This is a genomic window from Candidatus Brocadia sp. (assembly GCA_021646415.1).
GTDB lineage: Bacteria > Planctomycetota > Brocadiia > Brocadiales > Brocadiaceae > Brocadia.
In genome coordinates this window covers 1-20,907 of the sequence record SOEU01000007.1, presented here as the reverse complement: position 1 = coordinate 20,907, position 20,907 = coordinate 1, and the positions used below count along the sequence as shown (strand labels likewise).

At 38.9% G+C, this 20,907-nt stretch carries 17 protein-coding genes; 16 read left to right on the top strand and 1 reads right to left on the bottom strand.

Annotated elements, in window-relative coordinates; genetic code table 11:
* Positions 1-19: 19 nt before the first annotated feature.
* Together E3K36_07285 and E3K36_07280 are read left to right on the top strand one after the other, a co-directional pair.
* Positions 20-1,420, top strand: a complete 1,401-nt coding sequence (locus E3K36_07285) for an aldolase (GenBank protein ID MCF6155045.1) — start codon at positions 20-22, stop codon at positions 1,418-1,420.
* A gap of 152 nt (positions 1,421-1,572) precedes the next feature.
* Positions 1,573-3,495, top strand: a complete 1,923-nt coding sequence (locus E3K36_07280; protein MCF6155044.1) for a hypothetical protein — start codon at positions 1,573-1,575, stop codon at positions 3,493-3,495.
* A 38-nt stretch (positions 3,496-3,533) separates the two neighbouring features.
* On the opposite strand, the gene ahbD is transcribed toward E3K36_07280, so the two are convergent.
* The gene (ahbD, locus tag E3K36_07275) at positions 3,534-4,610 is read right to left on the bottom strand and encodes a heme b synthase (GenBank protein ID MCF6155043.1); all 1,077 of its coding nucleotides are present in this window, start codon (positions 4,608-4,610) and stop codon (positions 3,534-3,536) included.
* Positions 4,611-5,020: 410 nt separating this feature from the next.
* Here ahbD and E3K36_07270 point away from each other — a divergent pair, with 410 nt between their 5' ends.
* The 14 genes from E3K36_07270 to E3K36_07205 form a co-directional block, all read left to right on the top strand.
* Positions 5,021-6,592, top strand: a complete 1,572-nt coding sequence (locus E3K36_07270; protein MCF6155042.1) for a citramalate synthase — start codon at positions 5,021-5,023, stop codon at positions 6,590-6,592.
* 91 nt (positions 6,593-6,683) lie between these two features.
* On the top strand, positions 6,684-7,004 hold the full coding sequence (locus tag E3K36_07265) for a hypothetical protein (protein MCF6155041.1): 321 nt from the start codon (positions 6,684-6,686) through the stop codon (positions 7,002-7,004).
* A gap of 11 nt (positions 7,005-7,015) precedes the next feature.
* Positions 7,016-8,083: a glycosyltransferase family 9 protein gene (locus E3K36_07260; protein MCF6155040.1), complete on the top strand. Its 1,068-nt coding sequence runs from the start codon at positions 7,016-7,018 to the stop codon at positions 8,081-8,083.
* Between the two features lie 143 nt (positions 8,084-8,226).
* Positions 8,227-9,309: a deoxyhypusine synthase gene (locus E3K36_07255; protein MCF6155039.1), complete on the top strand. Its 1,083-nt coding sequence runs from the start codon at positions 8,227-8,229 to the stop codon at positions 9,307-9,309.
* A 966-nt stretch (positions 9,310-10,275) separates the two neighbouring features.
* Positions 10,276-11,619: a chromosomal replication initiator protein DnaA gene (gene dnaA, locus E3K36_07250; protein ID MCF6155038.1), complete on the top strand. Its 1,344-nt coding sequence runs from the start codon at positions 10,276-10,278 to the stop codon at positions 11,617-11,619.
* Positions 11,620-11,711: 92 nt separating this feature from the next.
* Entirely contained in the window at positions 11,712-12,782 is a 1,071-nt protein-coding gene (locus E3K36_07245; protein ID MCF6155037.1) for an aminopeptidase P family protein, read from the top strand.
* 200 nt (positions 12,783-12,982) lie between these two features.
* A complete protein-coding gene (gene accB, locus E3K36_07240; GenBank protein MCF6155036.1) occupies positions 12,983-13,453 on the top strand; it encodes an acetyl-CoA carboxylase biotin carboxyl carrier protein in 471 nt (156 codons plus the stop codon).
* A gap of 70 nt (positions 13,454-13,523) precedes the next feature.
* Positions 13,524-14,861 carry an acetyl-CoA carboxylase biotin carboxylase subunit gene (gene accC / locus E3K36_07235; GenBank protein MCF6155035.1) on the top strand — a complete coding sequence of 446 codons (1,338 nt, stop codon included), beginning with the start codon at positions 13,524-13,526 and terminating at the stop codon, positions 14,859-14,861.
* 367 nt (positions 14,862-15,228) lie between these two features.
* The gene (locus E3K36_07230; GenBank protein MCF6155034.1) at positions 15,229-15,939 is read left to right on the top strand and encodes a hypothetical protein; all 711 of its coding nucleotides are present in this window, start codon (positions 15,229-15,231) and stop codon (positions 15,937-15,939) included.
* 41 nt (positions 15,940-15,980) lie between these two features.
* Positions 15,981-17,033: a hypothetical protein gene (locus E3K36_07225; protein ID MCF6155033.1), complete on the top strand. Its 1,053-nt coding sequence runs from the start codon at positions 15,981-15,983 to the stop codon at positions 17,031-17,033.
* Between the two features lie 40 nt (positions 17,034-17,073).
* Complete coding sequence (locus E3K36_07220) at positions 17,074-17,862, top strand: hypothetical protein (protein MCF6155032.1); 789 nt, start codon at positions 17,074-17,076, stop codon at positions 17,860-17,862.
* 94 nt (positions 17,863-17,956) lie between these two features.
* Positions 17,957-19,348 (top strand): sigma-54-dependent Fis family transcriptional regulator, encoded by a 1,392-nt coding sequence (locus E3K36_07215; protein MCF6155031.1) that lies wholly within the window; start codon positions 17,957-17,959, stop codon positions 19,346-19,348.
* A 308-nt stretch (positions 19,349-19,656) separates the two neighbouring features.
* Positions 19,657-20,199: a hypothetical protein gene (locus tag E3K36_07210; protein ID MCF6155030.1), complete on the top strand. Its 543-nt coding sequence runs from the start codon at positions 19,657-19,659 to the stop codon at positions 20,197-20,199.
* Between the two features lie 57 nt (positions 20,200-20,256).
* Positions 20,257-20,907: YncE family protein (locus tag E3K36_07205; protein MCF6155029.1), on the top strand; the 651-nt coding region annotated here is incomplete at its 3' end.

Sequence of the window (20,907 nt, the reverse complement as noted above, 5' to 3'; positions counted from 1 at the left end):
AATAAGGAGTTAACAACTCATGCTTTATCATACGAAAGAAGACTTGTTAAACGATCTGAAGGGTATTCTTGATATTCAAAAAAATGGGACGGTAAAGATAATCGATATGGATGCGTTGAGAAATAAAAAAATTGACACTATTGTTTACAATGCAGTTTTCAACAAAGAAAGCGCCATCAAAGACATATCCCGGTGGCTGATCCGTGATCTCGGAAATAATCTTGGCATTGTTTCTTCATCCATTCAGTCGCTTTATGAAGCCATGGGGAAAAAAGAATACATGGGATTTACCGTACCTGCTATTAATATACGAGGTTTAACGTACGATGTGTCACGTTCCATTTTTCGGGCCGCTAAAAAGAATCATGTCGGAGCCTTTATCTTCGAGATTGCCCGGTCAGAGATAGGTTATACAGACCAGAGACCGGCTGAGTATACGGCGGCAATTCTTGCGGCTGCCATTAAGGAAGGATTTGAAGGCCCTGTATTTATCCAGGGAGATCATTTCCAGATTAATGCGAAGAAGTACGAAAAAGATAAAGACGGAGAAATAAATACCGTAAAAAAACTCATGGCAGAAGCCATTGATGCTGGTTTTTATAATATCGATATTGATACATCAACCCTTGTTGACTTAAACAAACCAAACCTTACCGAACAACAACGTCTTAATTTTGAATTTGCAGCCGAATTTACCGCTTACATTAGGTCATTAGAACCAAAGGGAATAACGGTATCTGTCGGTGGTGAAATTGGGGAAGTGGGTAAAAAGAATAGTACTGTTGAAGAGTTAAAGGCATTTATGGATGGGTATAATAATACGCTGGCTGCGAAAGGGAAGGGATTAAAAGGGATCAGTAAGATCAGCGTACAGACAGGAACAACACATGGAGGAGTGCCGTTGCCGGATGGAACGGTTGCCAAGGTAAAGCTGGATTTTGAAACACTAAAGAATTTGTCAAGGGCTGCCAGAGATGAATACGGCCTTAGCGGGGCGGTACAACATGGCGCATCTACGCTCCCGCCTGACGCATTTGATAAATTTCCTGAAACTGGCACAGCCGAGGTGCATCTTGCCACTGAATTCCAGAACATGATTTATGAGAGCAGTGTATTTCCACAAGATTTCAAAAAAGAGATATATGATTTTCTTAAGAATCATCCCGATATCAGGAAAGAATGGAAAGAAAGTGATACTGAGGAGCAATTTTTCTATAAAGTCAGGAAAAACGGTTTCGGCCCCTTCAAAGAAAGGTTTTGGAACCTTCCTTCGGACGTGAGAAACAAGATTGGCGAAGAACTTGAAGTGAAGTTTGAATTTCTTTTTAAAAAATTAAACGTCATTCACTCGAAAGAGATAATAAATAAGACGATCAAACCAGTTGAAGTATCACGGCCAAATCCTCCGGGCTTCCCATAATCAGTGCTGGGAAATTTATTGCTACAATGATTTCAAACTAAGAATGCAGTGCGGGATTTATCCTGCATGAGCAACTAGATGTCGTTCCACCACAGAACAAAAGCCGCTGCCGAAAGCAGTCTCATTTCTTAATTAAAATAAGAAAGATAAGTATGAGAAAGTGGCATTTAGTACAAAAGATTGTTTTGTTTTTAATAATACCGTTTGTATCTCTTGATATAGCCTTTCCTGGGGTAGATGATCCCATAATCCTGCCGGGAGATTTAACAAAGATACAAAATGAAACCGAAAAGAGCCGCAGAGCAGAAAAAAAGATGAGCGGTCTGTTGCGGTTACAAATGCAATTGAGAAACAGCTATAGTAAACAGCCTGACCCTGAGAGATTGAGTGCCATGCAAAAGACGGGTATGAGGATTTCAACGGCAGAAATAGACAAGCAATTGATCTACATTCATGTAAAAAGAAAATTAAGTGCCTCGAAGGTTGCGTCTCTGAGGAAAATAGGGGTGGTTGTGTACGAGGATTCATGGATACCACCACTCGAAAATCATCCCACGGGTTATGTTATAGCGAATGTACCTATGAGTCGATTGCATGATTTAGCAGCAAAAACTTACGTTGTCAAGCTTGAGACGGCTGAGCAAGTGTTCTTGCCTAAAAATGATGCGGCAGCAAAGAGTATCAATACAGATGATGTCTGGAATGATTACGGATATGATGGCAGTGGTGTCAGAATCGCTGTATTGGATTCCGGTTTAGATACAACGCATATGGACATTCCCATTCCCCTTGCAAGCAAGGATTACTCCAATTATCCTAATCTGGATGATACCATTGAAAATTTGGTGACGGAACACGGTACTCATGTAACGGGAAGTGTCGTGGGTCGTGGTACGCAGTCCAATGGGAAATACAGGGGTATGGCCTACAGTGCTGATTTAATTTTTTTAAAGGTTGGGGATGATATTACTGGTGGCGCCTCAGAAGACGCCGTTACGGCAGCCATAAAAGATGCTGTGGACACCTATAATGCTGACATTGTAACCATGAGTTATGGTGGCTTTGATGTTTATAATGATGGTTCGGAAGAAACATGCCAGGCAGTCGATTATGCCTTTAGTAAAGGTGCATTGGTGTTCATGGCAGGAGGAAATGAAGCGGATGCAAAAACGCATTATTCAGGAACGATTGCTGCCCGCAAAAAGACGAAGTTTATTCAGGTTAAGGTGCGCCGGGGGTTGGCAATACTCTATTTTTACCTCAATTGGTTTGATGGTAAGGGGGTAAACAATGATCTGGATTTGATTTTATATAATGCGAACAAGAGAAAAATACCTGCAAAGAAGATTACGAAGTACCGGGAAGGAGAAAGTTCAAGAGGTACCGAGGCAGAATTAGTTTTCTATAATTTTTATGTCTCCGGTCCTGCTAAATATTATTTGAAAGTAAAGAATAATTCAGATAGTGATCAGGTTTTTCATATCTATTCTTTTGATTATAATACGACCTTTAAAAAGGCAGATCCGAACTATACCATTACAACACCAGCAACTGCAGACAATGCAGTAGCTGTTGCATCGTATGTGACCCGGCCAATCTGGACTAATTATGAAGGGAAAACTTATGGTTATGGTAAAGATACGACTATTGATGAAATTTCCTCATTTAGCAGTCGAGGGCCAAGAATTGATGGGATTATAAAACCTGATATTTCAACACCAGGACAGGGAATCATTTCTGCAAGGGATAAGATTGTTACCTGGCCGGGAGTTTATGATGCTCTTATAATTGACAATGATGGAATGAATACCGGTAACGGTCCTGCTGATTATCTGTTACTCCAGGGTACAAGCATGGCTGCTCCCATCGCGGCAGGGGCATCTGCATTGTTGTTGCAGGCTCAACCATCATTAAAAGGTAATCCGGGTAGTATCCGAAATGCCTTATTTCAGACTGCAAGCAATGAAGGAGAACAGTCTAGTACAGACGGATATGGTAAAATGAACATATTATCTGCATTGAACTACCTGGTGAGCATGTCTCATGCTCTTGAGCCTATCATTATGAACAAATAGCAGATTTTAATGTTTTTTTCGTAAGAAAAATTGGTCTGCTATTCTTTGCCTGCACGAACAAGTTTCGGCTGATAGATACAATAAGGTTCTTCGGCCAGGTAGTTACCCGTGTCGTAAAAAGCCCGTGCCCTGCAGCCCTCACAGACCTTTTTATACTCACACGCACCGCACTTACCTTCCAATAAATCAGGGTCACGCAACTTCTGAAAGACGGGAGAATCATTCCAGATGTCTGCAAATTTTTGTTTTTTCACATGACCTGCTTCGACCGGTAAATAACCGCAAGGGAAGACTTCTCCCTTGTGGGAAACAAAGCATACACCTGTTCCTGCCAGGCAGCCCTTCGTCATGGCGGCCATACCGTGGGTTTTCGGTGAAATGGTAATCCCTTCTTCCTTTGCGCGTTCCCTCATGATACGGAAATAATGGGGGGCACAGGTAGCCTTTGTTTGAATCTTGGCCTCTTTGGAAAGGTCGTAGAAATGATTGAGTACCTCTTCATATTTCTTGGGATGAAGCATCTGGTCATCGGCAATCTGAACACCGCATCCCACAGGCACCAGCATAAAGATATGGAGCGCCTCCGCACCCAGTTTTAAAGCCATGTTATAAAGGTCGTCGATCTGATGAACGTTGTGTTTTGCGATAGTGCAGTTGATTTGCATACTCATGCCCAGATCTCTGAGTCTTTTAAAACCAGCGATAGACCGTTCAAATGATCCTGGTATCTTTCTGAATTCATCATGGGTCTTTGCATCAGCGCCGTCAAAACTGATTGAGACCCTGGCTATACCAGCATCAACAATTTTTTTTGCTATCTTGTCATCAACTAATGTTCCGTTCGTTGCCAGTGCAACGCTCAATCCTTTACTTACGGCGTACTTTGCAATCTCAAAAATATCGGGTCTGAAGAGTGGTTCGCCCCCGCTGAGTACAAGGATCGGCCTGCCCGCCTCGGTAATAGCGTCTACAAATGCAAAAGCCTCCTGAGTGGTCATGTCGTCCCTGGCAAGGGTCATACTCACATCGAGTCTGCGGCAATGGATACACTCCAGATTGCATCCGGCGGTCGTCTCCCAAAAAACCAGACGTAATTGGTTTTTCATGTTCTTCATATATTCAGCAGCAGATTTTCCGGACGTGTCTTCTTTGATACGTGTATACGTTTCTCTAATCGTTTCAGGATGCTCACCATGTCCGTGAGACGTAGGGTGACCACCTGGGCGTTGACCGTGCGGATGATGTGGATGCGGCATGTTGTCCTCCGATTGTTTTAAATTGAAAATGGCTTTAATGAACTACATATAAAGAAATATAAATGGAAAAAACATTTTCACCCAATTATAAAGAAAAATTCATTCTTTGGTCAACGAATAAATCAAGAAAAATGAGAGAAAATGCGGACTGCCAATTCCTTTTCAGTATGATATAAGCGGTGCTTCTTTTAAACTTGACAACCTATTGTACCATTGATACCATTTGGAAAATCTTTTTCAGAGCTATTATTAGATTTTGGTTTCGAAATATGGACAAAATATTCATCTACGATACTACATTACGTGACGGTAGCCAGGGGGAGGGAATATCTTTTTCATTGCAAGACAAATTGGCCATTACCATAAAGTTGGATGATCTGGGAGTAGACTATATAGAAGGTGGTTATCCGATAGCGAATCCCAAAGACGAATCGTACTTCAATGAAATAAAATCCCTGAGACTTCGGCATGCCAAAATTGCCTCTTTTGGAAGTACGCGGAGAGCGAATACACGTGTTGAGGAGGATAAAAATGTAAGAGCACTACTTATGGCAGATACGCCTGTGGTGACCATTGTCGGGAAAAGTTGGGATTTTCAGGTAAAAAACGTATTAAAGGTCTCACTTGACGAAAACCTGAAAATGGTTTCAGATACTATTGCATTTCTTAGAGGCGAAGGCAGAGAAGTTTTTTTCGATGCTGAGCATTTTTTTGATGGATATAAGAAAAATCGGGAATACGCCTTAAGGGTATTACAAGAGGCTCAGTTATCAGGTGCAAATGCCATTGTATTATGTGATACAAATGGGGGCAGTTTACCTGCGGAAATTGCTGAGATTGTCGGAGATGTCAGGGAAAATATTCAGGGTATGCTCAGTATCCATGTTCACAACGACGGTGACCTTGCTGTAGCTAATACTCTTGCAGCAGTGGAGCGTGGAGTAAGGCAAGTACAGGGCACGATCAACGGGATTGGTGAGCGTTGCGGGAATGCAGACCTGTGTTCTATTATTCCCAATCTTGTCTTGAAGATGGGGTATCATTGCTTGGAAGATGGGGGGCTGAGAAAACTGACTGAAGTGTCCAGGTATATTTACGAGACTGCCAATTTACTTTTACGCTCTAATCAGCCCTTTGTAGGGGTCAGTGCCTTTGCCCATAAGGGTGGATTACACGTAAATGCCATTCAGAAAGATAAAGGCACGTATGAACATATTCCGCCAGAATCGGTTGGGAATGAAAGAAAGATATTGATTTCCGAACTTTCCGGCAGTTCTACGATCCTTGCCAAGGTAGAAAAATTCAATCTGACACATGATAATAAACTTATGAGAACGATTCTTGAAGAGGTACAAAACCTGGAGAACGAAGGGTATCAATTCGAATCTGCCGAGGCGTCCTTTGAGTTGCTCGTAAGAAAGAAGATCGGCCGGTACAAAACCTTTTTCGACCTGGAGGGTTTTCGCGTGATTGTTGAAAAAAGAGAAAGCGGATTACCCGTAACAGAAGCGACGGTTAAGATTAAGGTAAATAATATTCAGGAACTTTCTGCAAGTGAAGGGGCAGGTCCCGTAAATGCCCTTGACGCCGCATTGCGCAAGGCGCTGGATCGATTCTACCCATCATTAAAAGATATGAAACTCGTGGATTATAAAGTGCGGGTTATTAATCCACGTTCAGGAACTGCGGCTAAGGTGCGGGTGATTATTGAGTCCCAGGATAAGGAAGATCTCTGGAATACTGTTGGGGTATCAGAAAACCTCATTGATGCAAGCTGGCACGCCCTTGTAGATAGTATTGAGTATAAATTGTTAAAGGAACAGGAAGTCGAAAGTTACTGAGAAAATTCTTGACCAGAGAAACAATTTGACTTAAAATTCTGTTATATTCATTGAAAATAGATATCACGCGGTAATTTAAGGAGATTATAAAATGGGTAAGGTAAAATGCCCTGGCAGTATACGGAATGCGACTCCCACACCAATAGAACGCAAATGTCATAATTGCGGTGTTCTTGTTGAGATGTGGAGCGATGAAGAAAAGGCAGAATGCCATAAATGTGGCACGACGATTTTCAAGGACAAAGTACCAACGTGTGTCGAGTGGTGCAAGTCAGCGGAAGAGTGCATGGGAGACATACTGGATGTTAAAAAGATTCAGGCAGAGGCAAAAAAGCGGGCTGCAACAGATGGAAATCCGAAATTCTTTGAAAATGTTACCGAACTGATTAAAAAGAAGAGAGAAGGGCTGTAATATCACAACTTTTGTTCCATTTAGAACAAGCCGCCAAACACGGAATTCCCAATTTAACTATTCAACAATCACCACGTAGCTTTGAAACGGTAAAACACATCCTGATTATTCGTCCGGGGGCTATTGGTGACATAATTGTTACCCTGCCCACCCTTCGTGCCATCCGTGATCATTTCCCTTCCGCCAAAATTGAAGTTATGGGTTATCCACCACTTCTGGAGATTATAAAAAGACGGTTTTATGCTGATGCAGTTAGCCGGTTTGACCAATCGGATATTGCTCATTTATTCATGAAAGATACGAAAATTCCTACGCCTCTCATGAAAAGATTCAGCGGTATGGATTTGATTATTTCATTTGTTTCTGACAAGGATCGGATTTTTTCTGGCAATCTTGAAGCTACGGGGGCACGCTGCGTTATTCATTATAACCCTTTTCCTTCTGGTGATGAACGTATTCACATTGTTGATCACTTGTTAAAATCTCTGGATACATTGGGTATATCTTCTTACAAGATTCCAAAGGTGTTTTTGCACGACGAGGATATGCGTTTTAGTGATGATTTTATAAGGGACAGAATTGTTGTTTCCAAAAAAATCCTGGTTGCTATTCATCCCGGAAGTGGCAGCAGACAGAAGTGTTGGCCTGTAGAAAGATTTGCTGCCTTAATGGACTGGTTAAATAGTGAAATGGAGGCTCAAATCTTTATTGTTTCTGGTCCTGCTGATGGGGAGATAGTTGAAGAATTAAAAACAAAAGTAAAGAACAATTTTACCCTGGTTGATCATTTTTCTTTACCAAAACTGGCTGCTGTAATAAGGCGATGCAATCTTTTTTTAGGAAACGATTCGGGTATTACACATTTGGCTGCAGCCATGGGAGTCCACACGGTAGCAATCTTTGGTCCTACGGATCCAAACATTTGGGGGCCTCGGGGAGAGCAGGTAAAAATCCTTTATAAAAAAGCAATTTGCAGTCCATGTTTGGCAGACATAAGAAGAAATTGTTCTATACAAACTTGTTTAGAAAATATAAAAATTGATGATGTTATGCATGAGGTAAGATCAAGGTTTTTATAATGACAATTTTGTATTGCCTCTAACATTATTCTTTTTCAATTGACTGGGTTATAAGAGTTTTATATACTTCCTCTTCTTTTCGCCTGATTTAAAAATATCGGAATTCATGCGTAATTATTAATTTAAGGAAAGAATAAATATCTATGTCTAAAAAATCTAAACAGTGTCAGTTGCAGCATAAGTATCTCTGTAAACCACAAATATCCCCTCAAGTCTTAAAGAAGGGTATGACGGTCAAGGGTCTCGTTGATGAATACAGCCGTTCCGGGGCATTTAATGCAGGGCGATTGGCAGAAGCATGCAAGTTATATTGTCATATGCTTAATGAGAACGCTACTATCGGTCTTACCCTCTCCGGTGCTATGACACCAACAGGTATGGGTGGGATACTTATCTCCCTTATTGAAAACGGATTTGTGGATTTTATTATTTCCACGGGGGCTAATCTCTATCATGACTTACATTTTGCATTAAATCTCCCAATACATCAGGGAGATTTCAGGGTTGATGACACAGAACTTTATGAAGCGGGAATCGAACGTATCTATGATATCTTTATAACAGACGATTTGCTGCTTAAAACCGATAAATTCATTCAAGATGTGGCTAAAAGAATTTCTGCAACCAAGCCCATTTCCACTGCAGATTTTCATTTTATTTTAGGTAAGGCGGTTCTTGAAGAGACTCCGTCACCTCACCTGAGTTTTGTGGCCCAGGCTGCAAGATATGGTGTACCTGTTTTTGTCTCTTCCCCAGGTGATTCTTCAATTGGAATGAACTTGTCTTATCTCAAAATTCAGGATAAAGGTATTACTATTGATACCGACCTGGATGTCCTTCAAACCACGGCCATTGTTTTCAACAGCAAAAAAAATGGTGTAGTTAGTATTGGTGGTGGTTCTCCAAAAAATTTCTATATGCAGACACAACCTACTCTGGCACAGATACTCGATATTAATAAAGGTGGGCATGACTACTTCATCCAGATTACTACAGATGCACCTCAATGGGGTGGACTCTCCGGGGCAACACCAACGGAAGCTATATCATGGGGGAAGATACGCAAGGAGGAAGTGAAGAATCATGTGGTTGTTTACAGCGATGCTACAATAGCCATGCCGATCCTTGCAGGATATGCGGTATCAGAAAGAAAGCCACGGAAAAAAAGATATCTGTACAGAGACCTCCCCGCACAGATCGCAGAGTTAAAGAAGCAGGTGAAATAAATTATTATTGCTAAAAGACAATTAACTTTGTGACAGTCTGCAACCGATTAACAGATATAAAAAGTTTTCGGTTATTTTCCGGAGATTTTTGGATTTATATTGCTTACTTTAACTATAGTGATTCTCGGAACTGGTTACAAAATATCCATGAATTTCCAATGTACCGTCCTTAAAATGCTCAACACCAACATTTCATTTCTATAAATATCTTTCGAATGGATCCACACAGATATACAAATCTTCATGCCAAAACTCGTACATGCTCTGTAATTTTATCGTGAAATATTTGCTTGGTAGTGTTTGATATTTCACTTCATGTGGCACTACTATTCATACCTTGCATGATTGCTTTTCAATAATACTTTATATTTTTAGAAATATTAAAGTCTTTATCTGAAAACAAAGGAATGGATGGTCCTTCACGTATTGAATATGAAATAGATAAGAGACTGTTATTAACATTATTGAATAAGAAATGAAGATAAATTAATAATGATATAAGTTTTTAAATAATCGGGAGTTATATATAAAATCATTTCTCTCTATCAACTAATAATTCACATATTATCCACAAATTTTTTTTCTGGCATGACAACATTTTTGGAGAGGATGTTTTAATTAAGTATTATAAATTAATGCGATTTTGTAGCTGGAGAAAATTATCTGCTTCTAAGTTTCAATTTAATATGAAATTACAGACATAATATTTTTCATAATAAAAATTGATGGCTATAAATATTTTTTATAGAAATTTATTTATTATTTTGCAGCAAGGTTTTTAATTTTTTTAATTATATTATTCATTGAAGTGTTACGAACGACATGAATGTGTGCCAAAAATGTTTTATTAATGCGAATATCTTTTTGTTTTGACACATATAAATCCTTCTGCTAATATCGCCCTCCTTCAAAAAGAAATCTTAATTCATTTCCAAAATAACCTTCTTTTAATTATAGGGGATAGTAATGGAGTTATACACAAAGGTCTGGGATGACGTTCTTCAAAATATCCGGGAAAAGGTTGGCCCCTTGCGATTTAATCTATGGTTTAAGAATACTCGATTGGAATCATTCGATGATAATAATGCGAATATCTTGGTGCCGAATGTTTTTACTCAGGTATGGTTGCAAGAAAATTTCTCAAATGTATTAAGAGAAGGTATTGGGAAACTAGTTAATAAAGATTTGAATATAAGATTTTCTGTCTCAAAAAATGGTGAGGGGGAAAATGTTTCAACCTCGAGTATTCCTTTCCCTGAGAAAAAAACAAATGGAAACAAAAATTATTCACAATTAAATAGAAATCTGAGGTTAGAAGATTTTGTGGTTGGCCCTAATAACCGGTTTGCTTATACAGCAGCTCTCGAAATGATTAAGGACAAATATCCCGCTTTCAACCCTCTTTTTATTCATGGTCCTGTTGGTGTCGGGAAAACCCATATCTTGCAGGGAATTTGGAATCGTGTTAAAGAAGAACAAAATGTAAATGCCATATACATGCCAGCTGAGAAATGGACAAATGAATTTATCTATTCATTACAAAAAGGGAAGATGGAGGCATTTCGGCAAAAATTTAGAAATGCAGATATATTTCTCATTGATGATGTCCATTTCCTTTCCAATAAACAAGGTGTGCAAGAGGAATTTTTGCATACTTTTAATGCATTATACGAATTGTCGAAGAGGATTATATTGGCTAGTGATGCGCATCCAAAAATGATTGGACAGTTAAAAGAAAACCTTGCAAGCCGATTTATGTCTGGTATGGTTACAAAAATAGATAAGCCCGAATATGCTACGAGGCTTTTAATCTTGAGGTCAAAAGCTGCAAAATTTGATATACACTTCCCGGAAGAAGTTTTGGAATTTGTTGCAGAAAAATTTGATGGTAATGTAAGAGAAGTTGAAAGTGCGTTGACCACACTCTCTGCCCACGCCAAATTCAATGAGAAAAAAATGGATCTTCAGCTGGCAAGTGATGCCTTGGGAGAATTTTTTTGTGCGGAAGGAAAAATTATCAAAATTAATGAGATTGAGGCGACAATACTGAATTATTTTAACATATCGCGCAATGAACTCCACTCGAATAAAAAAATGAAATCTATCTCATTTCCAAGGCAAATATGCATGTATTTGATAAAAACACTGCTAAATTGGTCATATCAGCAAATTGGGAATTACTTTACCAGCAAGAAACACACGACTGTTATGTTTGCGATAAAAAAAGTGAAAGAACAAATCGACAGTGATAAACAATTTAAATTGTTTATAGATACGTTGATAGAAAAAATTAAAAAAGAAAAAAAATAGCTTTTGCAATTCAATGCCTGAATAGAAAGATAATCGGAGTAAAAGACAATAAATCAATTTTATGTGCTGGGTTGGATGCAGCTTGCACGAATATGCATTGTTTAAACAAACTAAAAGAAGAATTACAAGAAAAAAAGATAGGTGGGTTTTTAGTTACCAATGAAGTCAATATTCGTTATGTGGCGAATTTTACTGGTTCTGAGAGTATTCTTTTAATTACCCCGGATCATGATTATTTATTTACTGATTTTAGATATGTTGAGCAAGCCCGGCTGGATATTCCTTGGGTCAGGGTCGTAGAAAGAAAAGTTTCTTTAATAAAAACAATTTGTGAGAAATTAAAACGCCTTAACATCAAAAAACTCTATGTTGAATCTTTATATCTTACACTCGATCAATATAGTCAAATTGTAAGTACAATAAAAGGAATTCATATTATACCAACAAAAGGAATCATTGAAAAATATCGAAAACGCAAAACTCAAGAAGAATTAGAAAAAATACGGACGGCCATTGATATAGCTGAAAGGGCGTATTATAACATCCAAAAGAAGATCAAAGCAGGCGTGTCTGAAAAAAAAATAGCAGATCTTTTAGAGTTTGAAATAAGAAATTACGGTGGTAGAAAAGGTTCTTTCGAAACAATTTGTGCTACAGGTCCTCATGCTTCACAGCCACATGCACGTGCATCGGGTCGAATGATACAAAAGAAGGATGTCGTTTTAATAGACTGGGGTGTAAATTTTCAGTTTTATAATTCCGACTTGACAAGGATTCGTTTCATAGATAAAATATCGACCGAATTCAAGAATATATACCAGATAGTATTAGATGCGCAGCGATTTGCCATTGATAGTATAAGGCCAGGGCGAATGGCAAAAGATGTTGATTTTGCTGCAAGGAATTATATTAAGAAAAAGGGATTGGGAAAATGCTTTGGTCACGGTGTGGGGCACGGCATTGGACTTGAAGTTCATGAAGGCCCCACAATAAATAGTAGAAGTAAAGAGATACTAGAAGAGAACATGGTATTTACAATAGAGCCTGGAATTTATATCCCTGGATGGGGGGGAGTACGTATAGAAGATATGGTGTTGGTAACTTCTAGCGGCTGCGAGGTTTTAAGCCGGCTACCAAAAAAGTTAACAGAAATAGTAGTATAAACTAAATAATTTATAGAATACCTTTGCTGAAATCACAAATTATTAAAAAACATATCAGTATAATTCATCTTTTTATTCCATCCCTTTTTCGTTTCATATTTCTCCGCACAATACATAGCAAGGGTATCCCTCTTACGTAGTAACAGAAGATTTTGTTAGCTTTCCTGTTTAATAATTAAATAAACTCCACAAAGGAATAGATGATGAGCATTATAGACAAGGTAAAGCAGTTAATTTCAATTATGAATGAAAATGATTTATCTGAGATTGAAATCCAAGAAGATGTTACCAAAATAAGGATTAAAAAAAGTGAGGTTGGATATACCCATACGATTTCACCCGTAACTGTCCCTTCTGTACTTCATCCAAAATTCGAACAAGAGCATCCTTCGCAGGCATTGCCAAAGGAAAGTGAAAATTTTGCAGAGATTGTTTCACCTATGGTGGGCACATTTTATCGAGCTAGTGCACCTGGGGCGGATCCTTGTGTGAATGCAGGAGATTTTGTAAACGAAGAAACAGTTGTTTGTATTATTGAAGCAATGAAAATAATGAATGAAGTGAAAGCCGAGACTGTGGGTGAAATCATAGATGTGTATGTGAATGATGGGGAGGCAGTAGAATTTGGTCAGCCGTTATTTCGTGTTAAGCCTTCTGCAAAGGCGACATAAGGATACATTTATTGTATATGAAAAATTAGTGAATGACTAAGGGACACCGAGTATTATGTTTTCCAGGATAATGATTGCAAATCGAGGTGAAATTGCTTTAAGAATTATTAGGGCATGCCGCGAAATGGGTATAGAAACAGTTGTAATCTGTTCAAAGTCGGATGAAAATGCAATGTACTTAAAGCAAGCCGACATAACCGTATGCGTTGGTCCTCCTGAAGCAGAGGGAAGTTATCTAAACGTTCCGAGTATCATTAGTGCAGCCGAGATAACCGACATTGAGGCTATCCATCCAGGATATGGTTTTTTATCCGAGGTTGGGCATTTTGCAGAAGTGTGTGAATCTTCCAAGATAGTATTTATTGGCCCCCGGTCAGAAATATTGAAAAAACTTGGGAATAAGACTGAGGCCAGAAAGATTGCCATTGCTAACAAAGTACCCGTAGTTCCAGGTAGTGAATCAGGTATAAAAAGTCAGCAACAAGCGTTGGATGTGGCACATAAGATCGGGTATCCTGTAATTATTAAAGCTTCATCGGGTGGTGGTGGACGTGGGATGCGTGTTGCACATAATGATATAAGTCTTGTAAATTCACTGGCAGTTGCACAACGGGAAGCCGAGGCAGCTTTTAAAGATCCATCCATCTATATGGAAAAATACATAGAAGACACGCGCCACATAGAAGTGCAAATATTTGGAGATAATTATGGTAATATTATTCATTTAGGTGAAAGGGATTGTACATTACAACGCAGACACCAAAAACTTATCGAAGAATCCCCTTCTCCGCATATTTCTGAGCGCCTACGAGATGAAATATGCAAGGCGGCAATTAAGATTGCGAGGGCTGTACATTACACAAATGCTGGTACGGTTGAATTTCTCGTAGATAAACAGGGTAATTTCTATTTTATAGAAGTAAATACTCGGTTACAAGTTGAACATCCTGTAACAGAAATGGTTACCGGTATCGATTTAGTCAAGCAGCAAATAAGGGTTGCCTACGGTGAACGTTTAAATATAAAACAAAAAAGTGTAAGGCCCAGAGGTGTCTCTATAGAATGCCGTATTAACGCAGAAGACCCCCAAAATGGGTTTCGGCCTCAACCGGGAAAGATCACCACATATAATCCTCCGGGAGGGCGTGGAGTGCGGGTTGATTCGCATGTGCACGTTGGCTATGAGATTACTCCCTACTATGATTCTTTGATCTCAAAATTAATTGTTCATCAAAAAACAAGGGAAGAAGCTATTGCCTGTATGAAACGGGCTTTGAGTGAATATGTAATTGAAGGTATTAAAACGACTATTCCATTAAATTTAGAGCTCATTTCACATCCTCAATTTGCAAGTGGAAATATAAATACTCTTTTTGTAGAAAATCTCTTGTCAAAAGGCCAGCATTAGTTTCGTGGTAAATGAATTTTTTCTTGACACTATTTAAAAAGCATGCTAAGTTATTCTTCCTTTTATGTGCACTACATGAATATTATATATTCAGAGATCAAATGGTTAGATTAGCGTTTATTTGAGCGGTTTTGATCTTGAAAAAAATTTTGAAAATATCAATTATTTTGGCTTCTGTCATGCGGTTTTTGTATTACAAATAATCATTTGTTGAGAAGAAAAATAATGCTTACAACTTCAATATGTATGAGATGATTTAAAGATTTATGGCTCGGATGTTGTTGATAAAATAAGATAGTGAAAATGTTGGAGTTTGCAGTAGTGTTTTGTTATTTATTTTCTTCGGTACAAGGAAAGGAGATTGTAAATGTTTGGTAGTAAAAACGCTGTGTATTTTTTGGGAGGTATTGTAGTTTCTGTTTGTTCACTAACAGTTTCATTACCTGCTATATCTATCGGGGCTGAGTACGTTAGCAATAGCGGTTGTAAGTGCCATATGGGGAAAGGGTGTTTTGAAGGAGAAGAATATAAAGAAAGATTACATTCCAATACTTGGGAAAAGAGGTTGAAAGGAACACCTGATGCTGAAAACCCGGATTGCCTGAAATGTCATGCGACCGCATATGGTGAAAAGATTGCGGAGGTTGGCAAGAAATATTTACCTAATGTACAATGCGAGGCCTGTCATGGTGCAGGTTCTGAATATAAAAAGGTAAAAGAAAACTACGAAGGCAAGGGGAAGGATGCATTCAAAGGTTTATTAAAAAAGGATCCTTTTATGGCCAGGAAAGTACAATATGATGCTGGCCTGATTGTGGCTGGTATTAATGGCCCTGCTACCGTTAAGGAGCAATGCTTGAAATGCCATTGGGAAAGTAATGACGATAAGAACAAATGTCCAAAAACAGACAAAATTATGGATTATAAAGAGTATTTTAAGAAAGACGACCATCGCGACGAGGATGAAATTGATATTGCAATCAAGAAACTTTCCCCTGAAGATAAAAAGAAATGGGCTGCAATATTGCCTAAGGATGAGATACTTCTTACACCATTAAAACCAACGAAAAAAAAATAACTCTTAAACTTAAAGAGTTATGGCTGGGGAGGATTCCATAGATGGGTTATAAGTCAGAAAAAAACTTAGTATTGGGAATTTTGTCAGGTTTTATGAAGTTTAGATTGTCGGTATTTCTGGTTGTAAGTACAGCTATTATTGGCCTATCGCCTGCAGTATTAACTGCAGGCGATAATGGACCATGTCTCGAGTGTCATACAAATCCTGAGAAATTAAAGAAGTCAGAAAAGGCAAAAATAGATCCTATCACAGGGGAAATTAAAGTTGTTTCGTTGCTAATTGATGAAACAACTTTTAAAACGACTGCGCATGGGGGGGAAGATTTTTTCTGCATTGATTGCCATCAAGAACTTGACGGCGTAGATTTGTCGGAAGGCCATAAACCTAATTTGAAGCCGGTGGACTGCATAACATTTTGTCATGATGATCCGGCTGATGAGTACCTGCAAAGCAGCCATGTGAAACTGATGAAAGAAAACAACAAGGACGCGCCTACGTGTAAAGATTGCCATTTCGGGTTAACATATCATTTCACCCCAATTGGAGAGAAATCGCCAATGTATGTGCCAAGGGGTACAGATTCGCTGCATAGAAAATTAACAATCCAATCTTGTGGATCATGCCATCAAGATTATCTTAATAGCTACAAAAATAACGCGCATGGTCAAGTAACGGCGCTTGGACATACAACGACAGATGTACCAGTATGTTTTGATTGTCACGGCATGCATACAATTTTAAATTCGTCAGATCCTGAATCCAAGGTTGGAAATGAAAAGATTATAGAGACATGCGGTAATTGTCATGCTAACGCAAATGCAAGTTTTGTCAAACATGTTGAGCATCCTCAGATAAAAAACATTAAATACTACAAGACTATGCTCACTGCATTAAAAAACGTGCGTAATGATCCGGAAAACTTTAAGAAGGTTCTTAAAAATCCACAAACCATATTATGTATAGTGTTTGTGATGTATATCGGAATACTGGGATTTACATTCTCGTCTTTCGGCCTCCATTCATTGTTGACGTGGTTTGCGACAGCACGAGACGAGCATAAAAGAAAGGGACATGCTGATGAGGAGCACCACTAACTATTTAAGATTTAGTTTTTTTCATAGATTTTGTCACTTTTTGATTATTATCAGTTTTTTTGGCCTCGTCTTAACCGGGATGCCTTTGGCTTTCAGGGGTTATGATTGGGCAAGATGGTTATATGAGTTGTTTGGTGGATATCCAACAGCTGGATTTATCCATCGCATTTGTGCATTGATAACTTTCTTTGCAGCGTTTATTCATTTTGTATTTCTCTTCGTAAGTATATCAGTGCAAAAGAAAAAAGGGTTTTTCTGGGGACCGAATTCGCTGCTTATTCAACCCAGAGATATATTTGATATTATAGGCGATTTAAAATGGTTCCTCGGCATCGGCAAACGTCCTGATTTTGACCGGTGGATTTATTGGGAAAAGTTTGAATATCTATCGTTGATGTGGGGAACCTTGGTAATGGCTATAACTGGATTGATCCTTTGGTTTCCCGTCCAATTTACGAAAATTATACCAGTTTCAATAGCCAGCATTATTGATCTTCCCAGCATAGCATTGATTATCCATAGGTATGAGGCGATTCTTGCAGCTGGTTTTATCTTTACAATTCATTTTTTTCATACTCATCTGCTTCCTGAAAAAATGCCTGTCGATGAGGCAATTTTCACAGGAAGTATAACAGAAGAGGAATTTAAGCACGAACGATTAAATCAATTCAAAAGACTGCAAAATCAAAGGCAGTTACAAGATTTTAAAGTTGCCCCTCCATCTCTTTTTGTAAGTTTTCTAACCAGGCTTTTTGCTGTTCCCATTTTGATTACAGGTCTGATCATGGTTGGTTTTATGTTTTCAGCACTCATTGTTTGGGCCATTTAATTTTGGTTGTTGACAATTCTATAGTAAGCAAATTATAACTGTTAAGTCTCTGCGGGTTTTGAAAGTACTAATAGTGCTTTTGTAAAGGTCGAATATGGCTTACAGAGTCCTAATTGCAGATGATGAAGAACGTATGCGAAGGGTGCTTGCTATAATTTTTGAAGAAATGAATGATGTTAAGGTTATTACAGCAAGCAACAGTTCGACAACCTTAGATTATTTAAACAAAGAGCGTTTCCATCTGCTTATTACTGATTTAAAAGTACAAGAAATGGGAAGGCTTGAGTTCCTGCGAGCAATTAAAAATAAAGCCCCAGATCTCCCGATTATTGTTCTTACCGCATATGGGTCAGTTGTGTCTGCAATTGACGTTATGAAAGAAGGGGTTTTTGATTATCTAACCACGCCTTTCGAAAAAGATATTCTTAAATTAGCAGTAAAGAGGGCTCTGAAAATAAGCTCTTTGACAATTGAAAATAAGTATCTGCGTCAGGAGCTTGAGTCTCAGTATAATTTTGGCAATATCATCGGTAATTCTCCACAAGTAATTGAAGCATTACGATTAGTTGGAGAGGTATCAAAAACTGACTCAACCGTATTGATAACAGGAGAAAGTGGTACAGGAAAAGAGCTGATCGCACGTGCCATTCATTACAATAGCAATAGGGCGTGCGGTCCGCTGATTGTGCTGAACTGTGCGGCAATACCGGAAAATTTGCTGGAGAGCGAGTTGTTCGGTTATGAGAAAGGCGCTTTTACCAGCGCAGAAAAAACCAAAAAAGGACGTTTTGAGTTAGCAGCTGGTGGCACCTTTTTTATGGATGAGATATCAGAAATGAGCTTAGGAGTTCAAGCAAAAGTTTTGCGTGTTATTGAAGCCAGAGAGCTGGAACGTTTGGGAGGAACTGAAACTCTGAAGGTTGACGTAAGGATTATTTGTGCTACCAATAAAAATTTAGAAGATTTGGTAAAATCTGAGAAATTCAGAGAAGATTTGTATTATAGAATAAGTGTCTTCCCGATTACATTAACACCGCTGAGAGAACGAAAAGAAGATATCATTCCTTTAAGCAAACATTTCTTAAAACGCTTTTCAACTAAAATGGGAAAAGCACCCATTTCATTAAGCAAAGAGGTGGAAAGATTGTTTATGATGCATAAATGGGAAGGTAACATAAGGGAATTGCAAAATGTTATAGAACGTGCGGTAATATTGTGCAAGGGTAATGCAATAACATCAGAACACTTGCCAATATCAATAGTTAAAGGCGCATCTTTTGTCGAGAAGGATAAGTTGCAAACTTCAGCTAAATCGGTTTCATTTGACATACCGCCGCATGGTTTATCTCTTGATGCTTTGGAGAAACAATTGGTTACTCAAGCCCTAGAAAAAAGTAAAAATAATAAGACGAAGGCCGCCAAATTATTAGGATTGACGAGGGGTACATTTCGTTATCGATTGCAAAAATATGGTTTGGCAAACTAATGAAGGTCGATATCAGTATTGGTTATAGTGCTCTGAAAACGGATTTAAAAAAATTTGATATGTTTATAATCTTAAATTTAACAAAAAATACCCGGTTGCTGGCTGATTACAACCGTATTTTGCAAACGTTCAATTTCAAATTAGAGATACTAGGTTTTCGTAAGTTACCTTAAAATGGAGTGGTTATGACAAATTGTTTTACTTATGTAATATTTGGTATAACTTGTGCTAATTCTGGTTAGGTTTTCGTGAGGTATTTTGCAAAATTAAAGAATATAAAACAATCATGAAAGGGGGTGAGTAGCATTATGAAGAGGAGCATTTTATTAGCCGCTGGTATTTTTAGTATTGTTATTTCATTGACCCAGTCTGTTTTTGCTGTTTGGGATAAGCCCTGCGATAAAAGACAGATTTTAGAAGCATATTGGTGTGATGCTTGCAAGGAGGTCCGGGAATTTAACGAATGTTCTGAGATAGGATATATCTGGGACTTTGCAAAACATCGCGCTGCGGGTGACAAAACACATACTGATTTACCTACTTGTTGGGCATGCCAGAAGATCGCTTATAGTTGTGTAAACACAAACTGTAAGAAATATGGCGTGTGTTTGCCAGCTCCCGGCGCTTGTGACGAATGTGGCGATGACATTACAAGTAAAAAAATTTGGGCTAGGGCACTATTCAAATGTCCAAAGTGTGGCAAAGAGACTCCAGAGGCAGGGAAGGGTTTCACAACTATGAAAGGACGGTATGCACCGCAAATTGAAAAAGCTGGGGATTGTGAGACATGTGGTGTCCCTTTAGAAACCATTTGTACAAAATCCGGCACTTGTCCACATGTCAGCAGATAGTTGTGTTTTATTTAGTGAAGTTATTTGTTAATCGATTTTAGGAGGGAAGGAAGAGCGATGAAAGGAAGAGGATGGATAGGAGCGATGGTGTTGGGGGCGGTGATGGCAGGAGGAGGAGTAGCGAGCGCTGGGTTTATCCAGGGAACGCATGTGAAGACGGATATGCCATCGCCGTTTTTTATTACGACGTCACCGGACGGCAGCATGTTGTATATATGTAATCAGTCAGGGCACAGTGTGACGTTTGTGGATGCGAGGACACAGAAGGTAGTTGGTGAGGTGGCGGTGCAGGTGCAGCCTGAGGCGGCAGCGCCCACGCCTGATAATGCGTTTTTGTATGTATGCAATGCCGAGAGTGACAGTGTATCGGTGATAGATATAGCAAGGAAGCAGGCGATCAAGGAGATCAAGGTAGGGGATTGGCCAAGCGGGATCAAGATTTCCAAGGATGGGAAGACGGCATACGTTGCATGTTCAGGGAACTTGTGGAACACGATTGATGTGATTGATACGGGGAGGATGGAGAAGATCAGATCGATCTACACGAGCGATTATGGTCCAAGGACATTGGATATATCGCCGGATGGGAAGACGATTGCCGTAGTGAATGACACCTGTGGTTCCATCAACAGGAGTGTAAACTTTATTGATCTTGCGACGGGGAAGGTAACGGAGAAGAGGGTGATCAGGGAGAGTTCCAACCTGAGG

Excerpts from the sequence above, each read along its gene's own strand:
- E3K36_07285 (MCF6155045.1), top strand. The coding sequence starts at position 20 with ATGCTTTATCATACGAAAGAAGACTTGTTAAACGATCTGAAGGGTATT.
- E3K36_07280 (MCF6155044.1), top strand. The coding sequence starts at position 1,573 with ATGAGAAAGTGGCATTTAGTACAAAAGATTGTTTTGTTTTTAATAATA.
- ahbD (MCF6155043.1), bottom strand. The coding sequence starts at position 4,610 with ATGAAGAACATGAAAAACCAATTACGTCTGGTTTTTTGGGAGACGACC.
- E3K36_07270 (MCF6155042.1), top strand. The coding sequence starts at position 5,021 with ATGGACAAAATATTCATCTACGATACTACATTACGTGACGGTAGCCAG.
- E3K36_07265 (MCF6155041.1), top strand. The coding sequence starts at position 6,684 with ATGGGTAAGGTAAAATGCCCTGGCAGTATACGGAATGCGACTCCCACA.
- E3K36_07255 (MCF6155039.1), top strand. The coding sequence starts at position 8,227 with ATGTCTAAAAAATCTAAACAGTGTCAGTTGCAGCATAAGTATCTCTGT.
- dnaA (MCF6155038.1), top strand. The coding sequence starts at position 10,276 with ATGGAGTTATACACAAAGGTCTGGGATGACGTTCTTCAAAATATCCGG.
- E3K36_07245 (MCF6155037.1), top strand. The coding sequence starts at position 11,712 with ATGCATTGTTTAAACAAACTAAAAGAAGAATTACAAGAAAAAAAGATA.
- accB (MCF6155036.1), top strand. The coding sequence starts at position 12,983 with ATGATGAGCATTATAGACAAGGTAAAGCAGTTAATTTCAATTATGAAT.
- accC (MCF6155035.1), top strand. The coding sequence starts at position 13,524 with ATGATTGCAAATCGAGGTGAAATTGCTTTAAGAATTATTAGGGCATGC.
- E3K36_07230 (MCF6155034.1), top strand. The coding sequence starts at position 15,229 with ATGTTTGGTAGTAAAAACGCTGTGTATTTTTTGGGAGGTATTGTAGTT.
- E3K36_07225 (MCF6155033.1), top strand. The coding sequence starts at position 15,981 with ATGGGTTATAAGTCAGAAAAAAACTTAGTATTGGGAATTTTGTCAGGT.
- E3K36_07215 (MCF6155031.1), top strand. The coding sequence starts at position 17,957 with ATGGCTTACAGAGTCCTAATTGCAGATGATGAAGAACGTATGCGAAGG.
- E3K36_07210 (MCF6155030.1), top strand. The coding sequence starts at position 19,657 with ATGAAGAGGAGCATTTTATTAGCCGCTGGTATTTTTAGTATTGTTATT.